The organism is Aquabacterium sp. CECT 9606, from assembly GCF_918741295.1.
In the GTDB taxonomy this organism is placed as follows: Bacteria; Pseudomonadota; Gammaproteobacteria; order Burkholderiales; family Burkholderiaceae_C; genus Aquabacterium.
This window is the reverse complement of record NZ_CAKKNB010000003.1, coordinates 495,917-511,342: the sequence shown is the minus strand read 5'-3', so window position 1 is coordinate 511,342 and position 15,426 is coordinate 495,917. Positions and strand designations below refer to the sequence as shown.

Annotated in this window: 16 protein-coding genes; 12 read left to right on the top strand and 4 right to left on the bottom strand. The window is 62.1% G+C overall.

What is annotated here, in order from left to right:
• Positions 1 to 5 precede the first annotated feature (5 nt).
• Together LQ232_RS15045 and nirB are read right to left on the bottom strand one after the other, a co-directional pair.
• Entirely contained in the window at positions 6 to 824 is an 819-nt protein-coding gene (locus tag LQ232_RS15045; RefSeq protein ID WP_230181160.1) for a type IV pili methyl-accepting chemotaxis transducer N-terminal domain-containing protein, read from the bottom strand.
• Between the two features lie 54 nt (positions 825 to 878).
• A complete protein-coding gene (gene nirB, locus LQ232_RS15040; protein ID WP_230181159.1) occupies positions 879 to 3,311 on the bottom strand; it encodes a nitrite reductase large subunit NirB in 2,433 nt (810 codons plus the stop codon).
• A 218-nt stretch (positions 3,312 to 3,529) separates the two neighbouring features.
• Here nirB and LQ232_RS15035 point away from each other — a divergent pair, with 218 nt between their 5' ends.
• From LQ232_RS15035 to LQ232_RS15015, 5 genes are all read left to right on the top strand, one after another.
• Complete coding sequence (locus LQ232_RS15035) at positions 3,530 to 5,266, top strand: bifunctional protein-serine/threonine kinase/phosphatase (protein WP_230181158.1); 1,737 nt, start codon at positions 3,530 to 3,532, stop codon at positions 5,264 to 5,266.
• Between the two features lie 55 nt (positions 5,267 to 5,321).
• On the top strand, positions 5,322 to 5,891 hold the full coding sequence (dcd, locus tag LQ232_RS15030) for a dCTP deaminase (RefSeq protein ID WP_230181157.1): 570 nt from the start codon (positions 5,322 to 5,324) through the stop codon (positions 5,889 to 5,891).
• 224 nt (positions 5,892 to 6,115) lie between these two features.
• Positions 6,116 to 6,481, top strand: a complete 366-nt coding sequence (locus LQ232_RS15025) for a DUF1801 domain-containing protein (protein ID WP_230181156.1) — start codon at positions 6,116 to 6,118, stop codon at positions 6,479 to 6,481.
• Between the two features lie 76 nt (positions 6,482 to 6,557).
• Complete coding sequence (locus tag LQ232_RS15020; protein ID WP_230181155.1) at positions 6,558 to 7,415, top strand: 3',5'-nucleoside bisphosphate phosphatase; 858 nt, start codon at positions 6,558 to 6,560, stop codon at positions 7,413 to 7,415.
• Positions 7,416 to 7,424: 9 nt separating this feature from the next.
• Positions 7,425 to 8,060: an L-threonylcarbamoyladenylate synthase gene (locus LQ232_RS15015; RefSeq protein ID WP_230181154.1), complete on the top strand. Its 636-nt coding sequence runs from the start codon at positions 7,425 to 7,427 to the stop codon at positions 8,058 to 8,060.
• Here the strand turns inward: LQ232_RS15015 and LQ232_RS15010 are convergent.
• Positions 8,032 to 8,421, bottom strand: a complete 390-nt coding sequence (locus LQ232_RS15010) for a glutaredoxin family protein (protein ID WP_230181153.1) — start codon at positions 8,419 to 8,421, stop codon at positions 8,032 to 8,034. The genes LQ232_RS15015 and LQ232_RS15010 overlap by 29 nt on opposite strands.
• A gap of 5 nt (positions 8,422 to 8,426) precedes the next feature.
• The gene (gene plsY / locus LQ232_RS15005; protein WP_230181152.1) at positions 8,427 to 9,065 is read right to left on the bottom strand and encodes a glycerol-3-phosphate 1-O-acyltransferase PlsY; all 639 of its coding nucleotides are present in this window, start codon (positions 9,063 to 9,065) and stop codon (positions 8,427 to 8,429) included.
• Positions 9,066 to 9,200: 135 nt separating this feature from the next.
• Between plsY and LQ232_RS15000 the strand changes: the two genes are divergently transcribed.
• From LQ232_RS15000 to folK, 7 genes are read left to right on the top strand one after another with little or no spacing between them, the layout of a single operon-like run.
• Positions 9,201 to 9,920: a hypothetical protein gene (locus LQ232_RS15000; RefSeq protein ID WP_230181151.1), complete on the top strand. Its 720-nt coding sequence runs from the start codon at positions 9,201 to 9,203 to the stop codon at positions 9,918 to 9,920.
• 18 nt (positions 9,921 to 9,938) lie between these two features.
• Positions 9,939 to 10,688 (top strand): hypothetical protein, encoded by a 750-nt coding sequence (locus tag LQ232_RS14995; protein ID WP_230181150.1) that lies wholly within the window; start codon positions 9,939 to 9,941, stop codon positions 10,686 to 10,688.
• Between the two features lie 45 nt (positions 10,689 to 10,733).
• Positions 10,734 to 11,831: an AI-2E family transporter gene (locus tag LQ232_RS14990; RefSeq protein WP_230181149.1), complete on the top strand. Its 1,098-nt coding sequence runs from the start codon at positions 10,734 to 10,736 to the stop codon at positions 11,829 to 11,831.
• Position 11,832: 1 nt separating this feature from the next.
• The gene (locus LQ232_RS14985) at positions 11,833 to 12,561 is read left to right on the top strand and encodes a DnaA regulatory inactivator Hda (protein ID WP_230181148.1); all 729 of its coding nucleotides are present in this window, start codon (positions 11,833 to 11,835) and stop codon (positions 12,559 to 12,561) included.
• Complete coding sequence (locus LQ232_RS14980) at positions 12,558 to 13,226, top strand: HAD family phosphatase (RefSeq protein WP_230181147.1); 669 nt, start codon at positions 12,558 to 12,560, stop codon at positions 13,224 to 13,226. The genes LQ232_RS14985 and LQ232_RS14980 overlap by 4 nt, the downstream gene beginning before the upstream one ends.
• On the top strand, positions 13,223 to 14,827 hold the full coding sequence (gene pcnB / locus LQ232_RS14975; protein WP_230181146.1) for a polynucleotide adenylyltransferase PcnB: 1,605 nt from the start codon (positions 13,223 to 13,225) through the stop codon (positions 14,825 to 14,827). Before LQ232_RS14980 ends, pcnB begins: the two co-directional genes overlap by 4 nt.
• A 1-nt stretch (position 14,828) precedes the next feature.
• Complete coding sequence (gene folK, locus LQ232_RS14970) at positions 14,829 to 15,332, top strand: 2-amino-4-hydroxy-6-hydroxymethyldihydropteridine diphosphokinase (RefSeq protein WP_230181145.1); 504 nt, start codon at positions 14,829 to 14,831, stop codon at positions 15,330 to 15,332.
• Positions 15,333 to 15,426 lie beyond the last annotated feature (94 nt).

Below are 15,426 nucleotides of genomic sequence, written 5' to 3'. Positions count from 1 at the left end.
TCGGATCAGGCCAGGCGGCTGTACAGCCCGGTGACCTTGTCCATGATCTGCAAAATCTGTTCACTGGTCGAAAACACATCGCGAGCACGGCGCACGCCGCCGCTGCCTTCGCCCAAGCGTGACAAGGCCTGGTCGAAAAACACCCATTGCTGCTCGGCCAGGCCCAACTGCTGCCGGATGGCCTCGGTGGCTTGCGGCGCGTTCATCAGTGTTTGCAAGGCGGTGACGAATTCGGTGCGTGCCTTGTTGAGCTCCTTCAGGGCATTGGGCACGGGGGCACCCCAGTTCTGGCTCAGGTAAAACTTGGCCGTGCGTTGGGACAGCATGCGTTGCCGCCCCGCCAGGTTGACCAATTTTCCCACGGCGCGGCCTGAGTACTGCTCCAGCTGTTCGGTACCTTGGTGGGACAGCTTCAAGACCTGTGCATCCAGCGCCAACAAGTTGAGCGCCGAGTTGCGTTCGGGCGTGCTGCCAATCAAGGCACTTTTGTAATCGCTCCACAAAGGCTCCATGGCAAGGTAGGTGCGCCGTATTTCCGATGACGGGGCGTAGGCCTTGAGTTCCACAAACTGCCGGTCGAACAAGGCCATCGACTCCAGCAGAATTTTCTCTGCACGTTCGGCATCGATCTCCTGTCCCACAGCCAGCCAGGCCTTGGCCATGCGTTGGGACAACATGCGCTGCCGTCCTGCCTTGTTGATGGCTTCATTCAGGCTGTTGATCTCGGCCTGGGCGGGCAGTGCCGTCAATGTGGCCAAGGCCAAGCCGCCTTTCAAACTGCTTTTCATCCAGGCACGACGACACAAGGGGGACTGCCACAACATACTTCGAACTTCCTGACAACAACATGAACAACGACAACAAAACCGGTGCCAAACTCAAATGGCCAAGGGCTCGAACTGGCGGGTGTCGACCTTGGCCTCTTTGAAGTCAAACCAAGGATCGGGTTCGCCTTCCAGCGAGAACTGCAACCTGGCCCACAGCGCCTGTCGGCCTTCATGGTCTACCAGGATCTTCTTTTTGACGTGGTCCAGGCCCACGCGGTGGATCCAGTGCACCGTGCGCTCCAGGTACCAGCCTTCTTCGCGGTACAGCTGCAGGAAAGCACCGCTGTACTCCATCACCTCTTCGGCGGTCTTCAGCTTGGTGAAGAAGTGCGCCACCTCGGTCTTGATGCCCCCGTTGCCGCCCACATAGATTTCCCAACCGGAATCGACCCCGATGATGCCCACGTCCTTGATGCCCGACTCGGCACAATTGCGCGGGCAACCTGATACGGCAATCTTGACCTTGTGTGGTGCGTACATCTTCCACAGTGCCTTCTCAAGGTCGATGCCCAACTGGCTGCTGTTCTGTGTGCCAAAGCGGCACCACTCGCTGCCCACGCAGGTCTTCACTGTGCGCAGCGCCTTGGCGTAGGCATGGCCGCAAGGCATGTCCAGGTCCTTCCACACATTGACCAGGTCTTCCTTCTTCACGCCCAGCAAATCGATGCGTTGGCCGCCGGTGACCTTGATGGTGGGCACCTGGTATTTGTCGGCCACGTCGGCGATGCGGCGCAGGTCGGCCGCCGTGGTCTCGCCACCGAACATGCGCGGGATGACCGAGTAGGTGCCGTCCTTCTGGATGTTGGCGTGGCTGCGTTCGTTGATGAAACGGCTTTGCGGATCATCTTGGGCCTGCTTGGGCCAGCTGCTGAGCAGGTAGTAGTTGATGGCAGGGCGGCACGTGGCGCAGCCATTGGGCGTGCGCCACGCCAAGGCCTTGTACACGCCGTTGATGCTGAGCAGCTTTTGCTCGACGATGGCTTCGCGCACATCCTGATGGCTCTGGTCGGTGCAGCCGCACAGGGCTTTTTTCTTGGGCGTGGACGAGTAGTCGCCTCCGGCCGTGAACATGATCAGTTGCTCGACCAGGCCCGTGCACGAGCCGCACGAGGCGCTGGCCTTGGTGTGCTTGCGAACCTCGTCCAGGGTGAACAGACCTTTTTCCTTGATGGCCTTGCACACCGCACCTTTGTTGACCCCATTGCAACCGCAGACCTCGTCAGTGTCCAACATGGCGGCCGCCTTGCTGTGGCCCTGGTGTCCTGTGTCGCCGATGTTGGACTCGCCAAACATCAGCTTGTCGCGCACTTCGTTGATGCTGCGGCCCTCGCGGATCAGCTTGAAGTAATAGCTGCCATCCACCGTGTCGCCGTACAGGCAGGCGCCGATGAGCTTGTTGTCACGCAGCACCAGTTTTTTATAGACACCGCCAAACGGGTCTGACAGCACCACCTCTTCCGTCCCTTCTCCGCCCATGAAATCACCTGCAGAGAACAGATCAATGCCCGTGACCTTGAGCTTGGTGGACACCTGCGAGCCCGTGTAGCGACCAATGCCGAACATGGCCAGGTGATTCGCGCAGACCTTGCCTTGTTCAAACAAAGGGGCGACCAGGCCGTAAGCGATGCCCCGGTGTGCTGCGCACTCGCCCACGGAGTACACGCGTGGGTCGGTCACCGTCTGCATGGTGTCGTTGACGACGATGCCGCGGTTGCAATGGAGGCCGATCTTCTCGGCCAGTTCGGTGTTGGGGCGGATACCGGCCGCCATGACCACCAGGTCGGTTGGAACTTCAGTGCCATCCTTGAACTTGACCGATTGCACGCGCCCGTCGGCATTGCCCACCAGCTCTTGCGTCTGCGCGCCAATCATGAACTTCAAGCCGCGCTCTTCCAGCGATTTCTGCAGCAGCTTGGCGGCCACATCGTCCAGCTGGCGTTCCATCAGCCAAGGCGCGATGTGCACCACCGTCACGCTCATGCCGCGCAGCATCAGGCCGTTGGCCGCTTCCAGGCCCAGCAGGCCGCCGCCGATCACCACGGCGTGCTGGTGCGTGGCGGCCGTCTCGATCATCGTGTTCGTGTCGGCGATGTCGCGGTAGGCGATCACACCTTTCAGATCCTTGCCCGGCACGGGCAGGATGAAGGGATTGGAGCCCGTGGCGATCAGCAAGCGGTCGTATTCTGCTTCGGTGCCGTCTTCGGCCGTCACCAGGCGCTTCTTGCGGTCGATGCTGGTGACTTTCTTGTTCAGGTGCAGCGTGATGCCCTGCTCGGCATACCAGGCCAGCGGATTGAGGATGATCTCGTCCACGGTTTGCTCACCGGCCAGAACCGGCGACAGCAAGATGCGGTTGTAGTTGGGATGTGGCTCGGCGCCGAACACCGTGATCTCGTACAGATCCGGCGCGACCTTCAGCAGCTCTTCCAGTGTGCGGACACCGGCCATGCCGTTGCCCACCATCACCAGCTTCATCTTTTTCATGATTCACCAACCCCCAGCAGGACATCCCGATCGTTGTCCGCGATTGGAAGCAATATCAAGGCCAGATCTTTTTGGTGCGCACCACTGTGGTTCGATTTTGAGAAACCCAATCACGCACCGCGTGTGGGCAAGAATCTTGCATTCAGGCTTTGAAAATGGCTGGGCATGTATCAAGTTGGTGCGCTCTGGCCCTTGTCATGTGAAAAAGAGATTCAAAAATGAGCTTTGACATTGAGGTGGGCCAAGCCAGCCACCGTGGGCCGCGTGAGGGATTGGAGGATTTCGCGGCCGCTGCCCGTCCCGCGCCCCATGAAGAGGCATGGGGTGTGATCGCCGCGATTGCTGATGGTGTGTCCAGCGGTGGACTGGGACTGGAGGCCGCCCAAACTTCCGTGCTCGGGCTGGTGTCCGACTACTACGCCACACCTGCCACCTGGGACACCACAGTTGCCCTCGACCGCGTCATCGCCGCCCAAAATGCCTGGCTGGCCGACCACAACCGCCGCCGCCAAGGTTTGAAGTCTGAAACGGGCGGGGGCATGGCTGCCATGACCACCTTGACCGCCTTGGTCTTGCGCGGCCATGGCTTCACCCTGGGCCATGTGGGTGACAGCCGCGCCTACCTGATCCGGGCCGGCGAGTGCACCCAACTGACGCAAGACCACGCCCTGGGCCCCCTGGAGTTTCAAAATGGATTGACGCGCGCGGTGGGCCTGGACGACGGCGTGCGCGTGGATTACATCGAAGGCGACCTGCAGATCGGCGACACCTTCGTGCTGACCACGGATGGGGTGCATGGTGTGCTGAAGGCCAAGCAGCTTCGCGCCCTGGCCGAGCAAGGCACCGCCCAGGAAGCCAGCGATGCGCTGGTGTCCAAAGCGGTCAACGGCGGCGGCCGCGACAACGCCACGGCGCTGGTCATCCGCATCAAAGGGCTGGCCGCCTCCTTGCTGGAAGACGCTGAAAGGCGAGGGCGTTTGCTGCCGGTGCCGCCGCGCTTGAAGGAAGGCGATGTGCTGGATGGCCTGCGCGTGCAAGCCGACGTGTTCAACAACGGCGTGCACCGCTTGTACCGCGTGCTGGACGAGCGCACCGGCCAAGTCATGGCCCTGAAGACTTTGCACGAAGCGCGCGCCAACGATCCCGAAGAGCGCGCCATGCTGGCGCACGAAGCGTGGCTGGGGGCCCGCGTCACCGAGCGCGATGCGCGTGGCTGGGTCAAGGTGTTCGAGCCTTACCAGCCCACGGCGTTCTACACCCTCTTCGAGTGGCATGCGGGCCGCACCTTGGGCGCCATGCTGGCCAACAAACAGCGTTTCAGCGTTCCCGACATCATTGAGGGCGCCACCACAGTGGCCCGGTCCTTGGGGCGTTTGCACCAGCACGGCGTCATCCACCGTGACATCAAGCCCGACAACATCCAGTTGGGCAACGATGGCCTGTGGCGGGTGCTCGACCTGGGCGTCGCCCTGTCCGGCAAGGAGCCGCAGGCGCTGCGCGAGCTGCACGCGGGCACACCCAGCTACATGAACCCCGAGCAATGGAGCGCGGTGCCCACCGAGTCGATGGCCGATGCCCAAAGCGATTTGTTCGCGCTTGGGGTGACGCTCTACCAGTGGCTCACAGACCGATTGCCCTACGGCGACATCGAGCCCTACCAGACCGGCCGCTATCGGCGTGACCCGGTGGCGCCGTCGCGCATCCGTCCGGACGTGCCCATCTGGCTGGACCACATCGTGCTGAAGGCCGTGGCACGCGACAAGAAAACGCGCTTCGAAACGGCCGAGGAGTTGCTCCTGGCGCTGGAGCGAGGGGCCTCCCGACCTTTGTTGGCGCCCCACGCCACGCCCTTGATGGCGCGCGACCCGGTGGTTCTGTGGCAAATCGCCCTGGGCATGTCCATCTTGTTCAATCTGCTGCTGATTTACTGGCTGGCCTTCCTGCCCCGCACCTGAGACCGCCTCGCAATCAGTGACAATCGCGGCTGTCGAGTAGGAGAGAAAGACCCCCATGAGCATCAAGTCAGACCGCTGGATCCGCCAGATGGCCCAAGAGCACGGCATGATCGAACCCTTCGAGCCCAACCAGGTCAGGGCATCGGCGGACGGCCAGCGCATCGTCAGTTATGGCACCAGCAGTTATGGCTACGACATCCGCTGCGCCAATGAATTCAAAATCTTCACGAACATTCATTCCACGGTCGTCGACCCGAAGAATTTCGATGAACGCAGTTTTGTGGATGTCAAAGGTGATTACTGCATCATTCCGCCGAACAGCTTTGCATTGGCGCGCACTGTTGAATATTTCCGGATTCCACGCAGTGTGTTGACCATTTGCCTGGGCAAGAGCACCTACGCCCGCTGCGGCATCATTGTGAACGTCACGCCCTTCGAGCCTGAATGGGAGGGCTACGTCACCCTGGAATTCAGCAATACCACGCCATTGCCCGCCAAGATTTACGCCGGCGAAGGTTGTGCACAAGTGCTGTTTTTCGAGAGCGATGAAGTATGCGAAACCAGTTACCGTGACCGGGGTGGCAAATACCAAGGCCAAACCGGGGTAACCCTTCCTAAAACTTGAAGAACTATTGCCGACATTCATTCATGACCCTCATTTGGAGGATTCAACGAGTGATTACGATCCGTTACATTTGATCAGTCGGCTTTGAGTGCGCTTCACGCACCTCAGAGCACCGGTAGAGGTGTTCGTGCTTTACATCCACGCGAAGTCACTGTTGACTTTCGAGAGGGGGTGGATGTGCGTCAATGCCCCATGTTGTATCTATTTTTCGGGCCTTCACCCCCATGCGCCGTCCGCTTCAGTCTCCCGCGTTAATCAGCGCATTTTTTGACAGTCTTCGTCCTGAGCAGCGGGACACCGCGCAAGCCATGCAGCAGGCCATCCTGGATGCCGCGCCCCATCTGCGCCAGGAAGTGAAGTGGGGCAATTTGTGCTTCGTCAACGACCGTGACAATGTGATGGCCATCGTGTTGCACAAGGCCAATGCGCACTTGCAGGTGTTCAATGGCGTGCTGTTGATGGGCGAGTTTCCCGAGCTTGAAGGTGCCGGCCGCGGCATGCGCCACATCAAGACGCGCTACCGCATCCCGGTCAACGGTCAACTCGTGAAAGAGCTGACCCAAGCCTGTTTGCGAGCCTGGGGCCGCTAGCTGGTGTGGTTATTGCAATCCCCGATGGCCTTGGCCATGACGGGTTTGTAAAATGTCTTTCACACGACGGACATCCATGCACCTGCTCAACGCTGATCTTCACTGTCATTCCAATGTATCCGATGGCACATTGACCCCGGAAGCCCTGGCCGAACGGGCCAAGCGCAACGGGGTGGAACTGTGGGCACTGACCGACCACGACGAGGTCGGCGGCCAACACCGGGCCAGGGCTGCGGCGCATGCGCAAGGCATTGCCTACCTGACCGGCTCCGAAATCTCAGTCACCTTTGCGGGCAAGACCGTGCACATCGTCGGTCTGGGCTTTGACCCTGACCACCCCAGTTTGCAGCAGGGCCTGGTCGACACGCGAGGTGGCCGCGAGCGCCGTGCCCGCGACATGGCCGAAGGCCTGGCCAAGGTGGGCATCCCTGACGCCTTCGAAGGCGCGCTGCGCTATGTGGGCAACCCCGATCTGATCTCGCGCACCCACTTTGCCCGCTACCTGGTCGAGCTGGGCATTTGTTCCGAATCCCATGAGGTCTTCAAGCGTTACCTGACCGAGGGCAAGCCCGGTTATGTGGAGCATCGTTGGGCCAAACTGTCTGACGCCATCCACTGGATCACCGCCGCTGGTGGCGAGGCCGTGATTGCCCACCCTGGCCGTTATGGCTTCACCCCCAACGAAGAGTACGCGCTGTTCACCGAGTTCAAGGCACATGGTGGGCGTGGCGTGGAGGTGGTCACTGGCAGCCACACCGTGCCCGAATACGCCAAGTACGCCGACATGGCGATCGAATTCGACCTCCTGGCCTCGCGGGGTTCCGATTTCCACGACCCTGCTGAAAGTCACACCGACCTGGGCACCTTGCCCGATTTGCCTGGCCGTTTGAAGCCTGTGTGGCAGGCCCTGGAGCACCGCATCTTTCGGCCCTGAAAGGGCTCCATGGCTCAATACTTTGAAGTGCACCCGCAGCATCCGCAAACGCGTTTGCTGAAGCAAGCCGCCGACATCCTTCAAAAGGGTGGGGTGGTGGCCTTGCCCACCGATTCCAGCTACGCGCTCGTGTGCCGCCTTGACGACAAGGATGCCGTGACGGCACTGCGGCGCATCCGGGGCGTGGACGAGCGCCATCACCTGACCTTGCTGTGCCGCGACCTGTCCGAGTTGGCCAACTATGCTCGGGTGGACAACCGCCAATACCGACTGCTCAAGATGGGCACGCCGGGCCCCTACACCTACATCCTTGAGGCAACCAAGGAAGTGCCACGCCGTGTTTCGCATCCCTCGCGCCGCACTGTGGGTCTGCGCGTGCCCGATCACACCGTGGCCCAGGCGCTGCTTGAAATTCTGGGCCAGCCCTTGCTGGGCACCACGTTGATCATGCCGGGCGATGAAGTGGCGCTCAACGATGCCAACGACATCCGCGAGCGCTTGCAAAAACAGATTCAGGCCGTGATCGATGCAGGCGCTTGTCCTCTGGAGCCCACGACCGTGATCGATCTCAGTTCGGGCGATGCCGTGGTGGTTCGCCAGGGCGGCGGCGATCTGTCTAGGTTGGGCCTGGCCGGTTTGAGTTGAGCGGCGGCAAACGCATGGCCTCGCTCATCCAGGCCGGGTCAAAGCCCAGGTGCCATCGGCCTTTGACGGACATCAGCGGCGTGCCTGGCGCCCCATGCGCCTCATAGGTCTGGCGGCAGACGGCGTTCAATTCGACATCGCATTCCTGCCAGGGCACCTGGTGGCTATCCAGCCAGTCGCGGGCCTTGGCGCAATAGATACAGCTCACGGTGGAATACATCGTGATGTCGCCCGGTTGAACGAACTGCCTGATGGTGGAGGCCGCGCGCTCTTGGGCCCACCAGGACCAGCCTTTGCTGCCCCCCACGAACACCAGCATGATGCCGGCCAGCACCCACCATTGATGAGGTCGGCGGGCCATGTCGTTCATGGCTGCGGTGGGGTGGGGGCGGCCTTCTGCCCCAGTTTGCTTTCCTGTCCGGCCAGCAATTTCTGGATGTTGGCGGCGTGCCGCCAGATCAGCAGCGCGCTCATGATGGCCACCCCGATGGTCATCGGGCCGGCACCCATGAGTTGCCATTGAATGACCGGCGCGGCCAGGGACGCGGTCAGCGCTGCCAGCGACGAGTAGCGGAACACCACCGCCATCACCAACCACAGGGCCAGCACCAGGCCACCCAGGGTTGCATTGAAGGCCAGCAAGACGCCCGCCGCGGTGGCCACACCCTTGCCGCCTTCGAAGCGAAAGAAGATTGGCCACAAATGCCCGATGAAGGCCGCCAATCCAATCAAGGTCACAGCTGTTTGCGCCATGCCCATGTGGTGGGCAATGGCCACCGGCACATAGCCTTTGAGCGCATCGAACAACAGCGTCAACACGGCGGCGCCTTTGTGGCCAGACCGCAGCACGTTGGTGGCACCGGGATTGCCCGATCCGTAAGTGCGCGGATCATTCAAGCCAAACAGGCGGCTGACGATCACGGCGAATGAGAGGGAGCCCACCAAGTAGGACAACACGACGGAGACTGTGATGACCAGCCTGGGATCGGTAACAAGCGAATCCATGAGTTCTGTGCGGCATTGAAAACAGGTCGCCAGTGTAGTGGTTGCGTTTACACGGCTTGTGGGTTTATGCCATGCTTGAAGACGGGGCAAATTGGCGACAATCTGCGCGTTTCTCTGACATCGGTTGTGGACATCATGATTACTTATCAATCCAAAAATTCCTGGCAGCGTCCTTTGTTGATCGTGCTGGCGGGCAGTGCGGTGCTTGGCGCTGGTGTGTGGTGGTTCGCCGGGCACTCCGGGCCGGACGCGACCACGCCGGTCAGCACAACGGCCTCCGAGCCCATGATGGCCAGCAGTGGCGCGGTCACGACGACGGCCCCGGTGTTGCCGGGCGCCACAGACCCAACCATCTTGGCCGGTGGCCGCCCTTCCGATTTCGCGCCTGGCGTCTGGGCCGCCCTGGACAAGGCCATGACCGCCAAGCCTCAACTCAAACCCGAAGTCGACAAAGTGCTGAGCTACATGCGCTTTCAGCGCAGCTTCGAGCAATGGCAAGCCCTGGAAGACGCGCGCGACGCGCAGCAACGCCACCAATTGGCGCAAAGCCTGCTGAACCAGATGCCTGATCGCCTGGCCAAGGGCGAGTTTTCGATGAGCGAGGCGCTGATGATGACCACGGTGCTGCTGTCAGACCTGGAGCCCGACGAGAAAAAGCGCGAACAGCAAGTCGAGGAGTGGGGCAAGAAAATGGCCTTGGCCGCGCCGCAGCCCACGGACGACGCCCAAGTCCAGGCAGAGCAAAAGCGGGTGGAAGACATGCGCATCCTGCCCGGGCTTCTCACGGAAGGACCCAACCCGGATCCGGCCAAGGTGCAGCAGGCCCTGGAAGAGCGCAGCCGCATTTCACGCTGAACCGGACAATCCGCCCTCATGATCACATATCAAGAAAGTACCAAGTTCTGGCAGCGATCATGGTTCGCCGCGCTGATCGGTGGGCTCGCTGTGGGCGGTGGTGTCTGGTGGTGGCAAGCGCACCAGGAGGCCATGGATGCCAGCGAGGTCTCATCGTCGGCGTCCTCGCCCGCATCGGCTGCTCAAAGACCGGTCTTTGCCGAGCTGGTCACCGGTCCAGCGTCCGTGCCCACGGTGCTGGCCGACGGTCGGCCTTCGGATTTCACACCTGAGGATTGGGCCGCCTTGAAGGCCGCCATGAGCAGTCAGCCCAATGGCAAAGCCGAGATGGAGCGCGTCGTGACCTACCTGCGTTTTCAGCGCAGTTTCGAGCAATGGCAAGCACTGGCGGAATCCAGCGACGTGAAACAGCGTCATCAATTGGCCGAAAACCTCCTGACCCAGGTGCCCGATCGCCTGGCCAAGGGCGAAGTCACCATGGGCGAGGCCTTGCTGCTGAGCACCGCCTTGCTCACCGATCTGGAGTCCGATGAGCGTCTGCGAGAGCAACGCCTCGGCGCGATGCGCACGCGGCTGGAGGGCCTGGCGCCCCAGCCCGATGCGGAGCAGGCTGCCCGCGAGGCGGAGCGCCTGACGGAGTTCAAGCGGCGCCAGTCTGCCATTGTCGCTTCCTGGCAGGCCCAGCCCGAAGGCAAGCGTGACCAGGCTGCACTTGAGCGCGATCTGGAGGCAGCGCGGCGCGCTGTCTACGGCAACGCCAAACAATGATGGCGCCATGGTTGGGGCCGAGGAGGTCTATAGAATCCTCCTCACATGACATCGTTGAATGATTCCTACAAGTCCAAACTGGTCTGGGGCCTGCTGACGGCGGTCCTGGTGCTGTTTGTTTGGAAGTTTGCCGCCGCGCTGGCGCCTTTCGTGCTCAGCCTGGTGCTGGCCTACGGGCTCAAGCCAGCGGTAGACGGCATGGTCAGGCGAGGTGCGCCCCGCGCGCTGGCGGTGGCCTTGTGCGTGCTGCTGGCCGTGCTGATGGTACTGACCTTGCTGGTGTTGCTGGTGCCCATCGTGTCGCAAGTGGTGCCCATGCTGAAGACGCAGGTCCCCGATCTGTTCTCCAACCTTTGGATCAGCATGCAACCCTGGCTGTCGCAGTTGGGGCTGGAGTTGCCCAGCCTTGAAGAAGGCAAGGCGATGCTGGTGGATTGGATCAACTCCCACGCATCGCAATGGGCCGGGACCATCCTGAGCTCCGTGCTGATTGGCGGCGGCGGCTTGATGACCCTGCTGGGTTTTTTGCTGATGGTGCCCATGCTGGCCTTTTATTGGCTGATGGATTGGGATGACATCGCGGACCGGACTTGGCGTTTGCTGCCACCGCGCTGGCGTCCATCCGTCAAGGACGTGTTGACCGACTGTGACGAAGTGTTGGGGCAGTTCTTGCGTGGGCAGGTGCTGGTCATGCTGATCATGGCGGTGTTCTACAGCGTGGCGCTGGCCCTGGGCGGCTTCCGCCTGGCTTTGCCCATTGGCGTGTTCACCGGTCTGGCCATGTGCATTCCCTACCTGGGGTTTGGCGTGGGCTTGGTGTTGGCCTTGTTGTCGGGAGTCCTGCAATTCAGCCCCACCACCTCGGGCATGGCCTACCCGTTGATCGTGGTGGCCGTGGTGTATGGCGGTGGGCAAGTCCTTGAAAGCTTTTTCCTCACGCCCCGCCTGGTGGGCGGTCGCATTGGTTTGCACCCCTTGGCGGTCATCTTTGCCTTGCTGTTGTTTGGTCAGGCCTTGGGTTTCGTGGGCGTCTTGATCGCTTTGCCCGTGAGCGCATTGCTGTTGGTGCTGGCGCGTCGTGCCTTGACCCGCTATCGGCAAAGCCCGGTGTTCCTGGGCTCGCCCGATCCAGAGCAGGGGTGATGTGTTGACCCTGTCTGGCCTGCCCATGCGGCAGATTCCGCTCGACCTGGGACCGGCTTCCATGCCGGGGCTGGACGACTTCATCGCCGAAGAAGGGGCGCTGCAGGCCTTGCGCTGGTTGCAGGCCTGGCCTTCGGGGCACCAGACCAAGGTGCCTGCGGCCTATTTCTGGGGGCCATCCGGCAGTGGCAAGACGCACTTGCTGCGTGCCATGGTGCCAGTGGCCTTGGCGCACGGCCACCACGTGATGTGGGTCAGCGCCCAGGGTTGCCAGATGTGGGACGCCGAGTTGCCCGAGGCACCCACCTTGGCCCTGATCGATGACTGTGAGCGGCTGGACACCCACCTCCAACACCTGGCCTTCAACCTCTTCATCGAGTCGGCCAGCGCCTCCGAGGTGGCTGGTCCCTTGTCAATCATGGCGGCCGGCAGCGTTCCGCCCGTGGACCTGCCAGTGCGTGATGACCTGCGCACCCGCCTGGGCTGGGGTTTGGTCTTCGCTTTGTCGCCCTTGAGCGAAACTGGCGTGCGCCAAGCGCTGCAGGGCGAAGCAAGCCGACGCGGCATCGAGCTGGACGAGGGCGTCGTGTCCTACCTGCTGGTGCGCTACAGCCGCGATCTGGGCTTTTTGATGGGGCTGCTTGACCGACTGGATCGGTTCGCCCTGGCCGAACACCGAACCGTGACCGTGCCCCTGCTCAAGCGGATGCTGGTCCTGGAGACCGAATGAACCTGTGCCTGTTTGACCTTGACCACACCCTGTTGCCGCTCGATTCGGACCACGAGTTTGGCGAGTTTCTCATCCGCATCGGCCTGGCCGATCCGCTTGAATACCGGCGCCGCAACGATGGCTTCTACCAGCAGTACGTGGCAGGCACTTTGCAGTTGCCCGAGTACATACGCTTCAGCACCAGCGTGTGGCGCGAGTTGAGCCTGGAAGCTCAAGCCGATTTGCAGCGACGCTTCATGGCCGAGGTGGTGCTGCCAGCCATCCAGCCGCAAGCCTTGCAACTGGTGCGCGAGCACGAGGCCCAAGGCGATCTGCTGGCTATCGTCACCGCCACCAATGAGTTCGTGACCCGGCCCATCGCCGATGCGTTCGGCGTGCCCGATCTGTTGGCGGTGGGCCTGGCACGCGATTCCCAAGGGCGCGTGACCGGGGAAATCCACGGCGTTCCGTCCTTCCGGGAGGGCAAAATCACACGTGTGGAACAATGGCTGGCGGAACGCGGCCACGCCCTGGCTGATTTCGAGCGGGTCAGCTTCTACAGCGACTCGCCCAACGACCTGCCTTTGCTGTACCTGGCCAGCGATCCCGTTGCCACCAATCCCAGTCCGGCCCTCGAGGCCGTGGCCCGTGAGCGCGGCTGGCGCATTCTTCGACTGTTTTCATGATCAAGAGATTGATAGACAAGATCCTGGGCAAAGACCCCAGCAAACCACCTCGGGCGACGGCAGCCGGGCGCAAGCCTCGCATTCCCACTGGCAAACGGGTGGAAGTGCCGGCCTCCGAGCATGGCATTGACCCCAGCCTGGTGGACGACCGCGCGGTCAAGGTCTGCACCACTTTGCAAGAAGCCGGTTTCGAGGCTTACATCGTGGGCGGTGCCGTGCGCGATTTGTTGGTTGGACTGCGGCCCAAGGATTTCGATGTGGCCACCAACGCCACGCCTGAGCAGGTCAAGGGCCTGTTCCGGCGCGCTTTCATCATCGGGCGCCGTTTTCGCATCGTCCACGTGGTGTTTGGCCGCGGCCGCGACAACGAGGTGATCGAGGTTTCCACCTTCCGTGCCTACCTGGACGCCGACGCGGCCGAACAGGTGGCCGGCAACGAAAAGACCTCGCGATCCGAGCTGGCCGGCAAGTCCCATGTGGTCGATGGCAGCGGCCGTGTGCTGCGTGACAACGTCTGGGGCCCGCAGGACCAGGACTCGGCGCGGCGCGACTTCACCGTCAACGCCATGTACTACGACCCCAGCACGGGCGTGGTGGTGGACTACCACGGCGGCATCAAGGACATCAAGAAGAAGGTGCTGCGCATGATCGGCGTGCCCGATGTGCGCTACCGGGAAGACCCGGTGCGCATCATCCGCGTGGTGCGTTTCGCCGCCAAGCTGAACTTCGAGATCGAAGCCAAAACGCGCGAGCCCTTGTTGGCCATGTCCGAGCTGCTGGCCAATGTGCCGCAATCGCGCCTGTTTGACGAGATGATCAAGCTGTTGCAGACAGGGCACGCCCAGGCGTCGCTGGATCAATTGCGCAAGCTGGGACTGGATCGTGGTGTGTTCCCCATCCTGGACGCCGTGTTTGATGAGGCTCGCCGCCATCCTGGCCGCGAGCAATTCGTCAAGCTGGCCTTGAACGACACCGACCGCCGCGTCTCTGAAGGCAAGCCTGTGGCGCCCAGCTTCCTGCTCGCCTGCCTGTTGTGGCATGACGTGCTGGACCACTGGAAACGCAATCTGGCCAAGGGCGAGCCCGCCTTCCCAGCCCTGCAAGCCGCGACCGATGCGGTGTTCGACGCCCGCATTGGCGACATTTCCGGGCGCGGCAAGCTGGCGTCCGACATGCGCGAGATCTGGACGATGCAACCGCGCTTTGACAAGCGCGTGGGCAGCGGGCCGCTCACCCTGGTCGAGCAGCCGCGCTTCCGCGCAGGCTTTGATTTCCTGCGTCTGCGCGCCCAATCAGGCGAAGCCGACCAGGAACTGGCCACCTGGTGGGAAGACTTCTCGCTGGCCGACAACGACGAACGCCGCGAACTGATGGACGTGGCGCGCCAGCAAGAGTCGGCCAAGCGCGCTGCCCAAGGCCCTCGGACGGGCAACCGTTCAAGCGCCAATGCCCATGCCAGTTCGGCGGCCAGCGACGAAGGCTTCGCGTCCGACGCCGGCCCCGGCCCAGCCGCCAAGAAGCGCCGCCGGCGTCGTCGCAAGCCCAGTGAAGGCGAGGGTGGCAGTGCGGTTGACAGCGCGCCATCCAACGACGGAGGCTAGGGTGATTGAAGGCCTGCCCCGCTTTCGGGCCTTTGTGGGCCTGGGCGCCAACCTGGGCCCGGCCCGCCAGAATCTGCAAGAGGCGTTGGTGCAACTCCAGGCCTTGCCCTGGACCAGCCTGGAGGGCGTGTCTTCGTTTTACGTGACGAAGCCGGTCGGCACGGAGGGCCCTGATTACCTCAACGCGGTGGCCGCCGTGAGCACATCCTTGGCGCCGCACGAGTTGCTGAATGCCTTGCTGGCCATCGAATTGACCTTGGGACGGGAGCGCCCCGAACCGCTCGCACCCCGCACCCTGGATCTGGATTTGCTGTGGATGGAGGGCGCGATGCGCCACTCCGCAGCCTTGATCCTGCCCCATCCCAGGATGACCGAGCGGGCTTTTGTGCAAGAACCCTTGGCCCAGTTGTTGGGTCAATTACCACCCAAATCCACCGATCCGATACCCTTGCCAGGCCCTGAAAGGGCCAAATTGGCAGCCTCCCAGGGGATTTCGCTGGAATAACCCAGAAATTCGCAGTAGAATCTCTGGCTTTGTTGGTGGGTCAAAATAAACGCTTGATTGTTGACAAAAACAAGCAGGCGGCTTGACAAAGCTC

Coding starts and splice junctions, on each gene's coding strand:
- LQ232_RS15035 (WP_230181158.1), top strand. CDS start 3,530: ATGAGCTTTGACATTGAGGTGGGCCAAGCCAGCCACCGTGGGCCGCGT.
- LQ232_RS15000 (WP_230181151.1), top strand. CDS start 9,201: ATGATTACTTATCAATCCAAAAATTCCTGGCAGCGTCCTTTGTTGATC.
- dcd (WP_230181157.1), top strand. CDS start 5,322: ATGAGCATCAAGTCAGACCGCTGGATCCGCCAGATGGCCCAAGAGCAC.
- LQ232_RS15020 (WP_230181155.1), top strand. CDS start 6,558: ATGCACCTGCTCAACGCTGATCTTCACTGTCATTCCAATGTATCCGAT.
- LQ232_RS15025 (WP_230181156.1), top strand. CDS start 6,116: ATGCGCCGTCCGCTTCAGTCTCCCGCGTTAATCAGCGCATTTTTTGAC.
- LQ232_RS15010 (WP_230181153.1), bottom strand. CDS start 8,421: ATGGCCCGCCGACCTCATCAATGGTGGGTGCTGGCCGGCATCATGCTG.
- pcnB (WP_230181146.1), top strand. CDS start 13,223: ATGATCAAGAGATTGATAGACAAGATCCTGGGCAAAGACCCCAGCAAA.
- LQ232_RS15045 (WP_230181160.1), bottom strand. CDS start 824: ATGTTGTGGCAGTCCCCCTTGTGTCGTCGTGCCTGGATGAAAAGCAGT.
- LQ232_RS14980 (WP_230181147.1), top strand. CDS start 12,558: ATGAACCTGTGCCTGTTTGACCTTGACCACACCCTGTTGCCGCTCGAT.
- LQ232_RS14995 (WP_230181150.1), top strand. CDS start 9,939: ATGATCACATATCAAGAAAGTACCAAGTTCTGGCAGCGATCATGGTTC.
- nirB (WP_230181159.1), bottom strand. CDS start 3,311: ATGAAAAAGATGAAGCTGGTGATGGTGGGCAACGGCATGGCCGGTGTC.
- LQ232_RS14990 (WP_230181149.1), top strand. CDS start 10,734: ATGACATCGTTGAATGATTCCTACAAGTCCAAACTGGTCTGGGGCCTG.
- plsY (WP_230181152.1), bottom strand. CDS start 9,065: ATGGATTCGCTTGTTACCGATCCCAGGCTGGTCATCACAGTCTCCGTC.
- LQ232_RS15015 (WP_230181154.1), top strand. CDS start 7,425: ATGGCTCAATACTTTGAAGTGCACCCGCAGCATCCGCAAACGCGTTTG.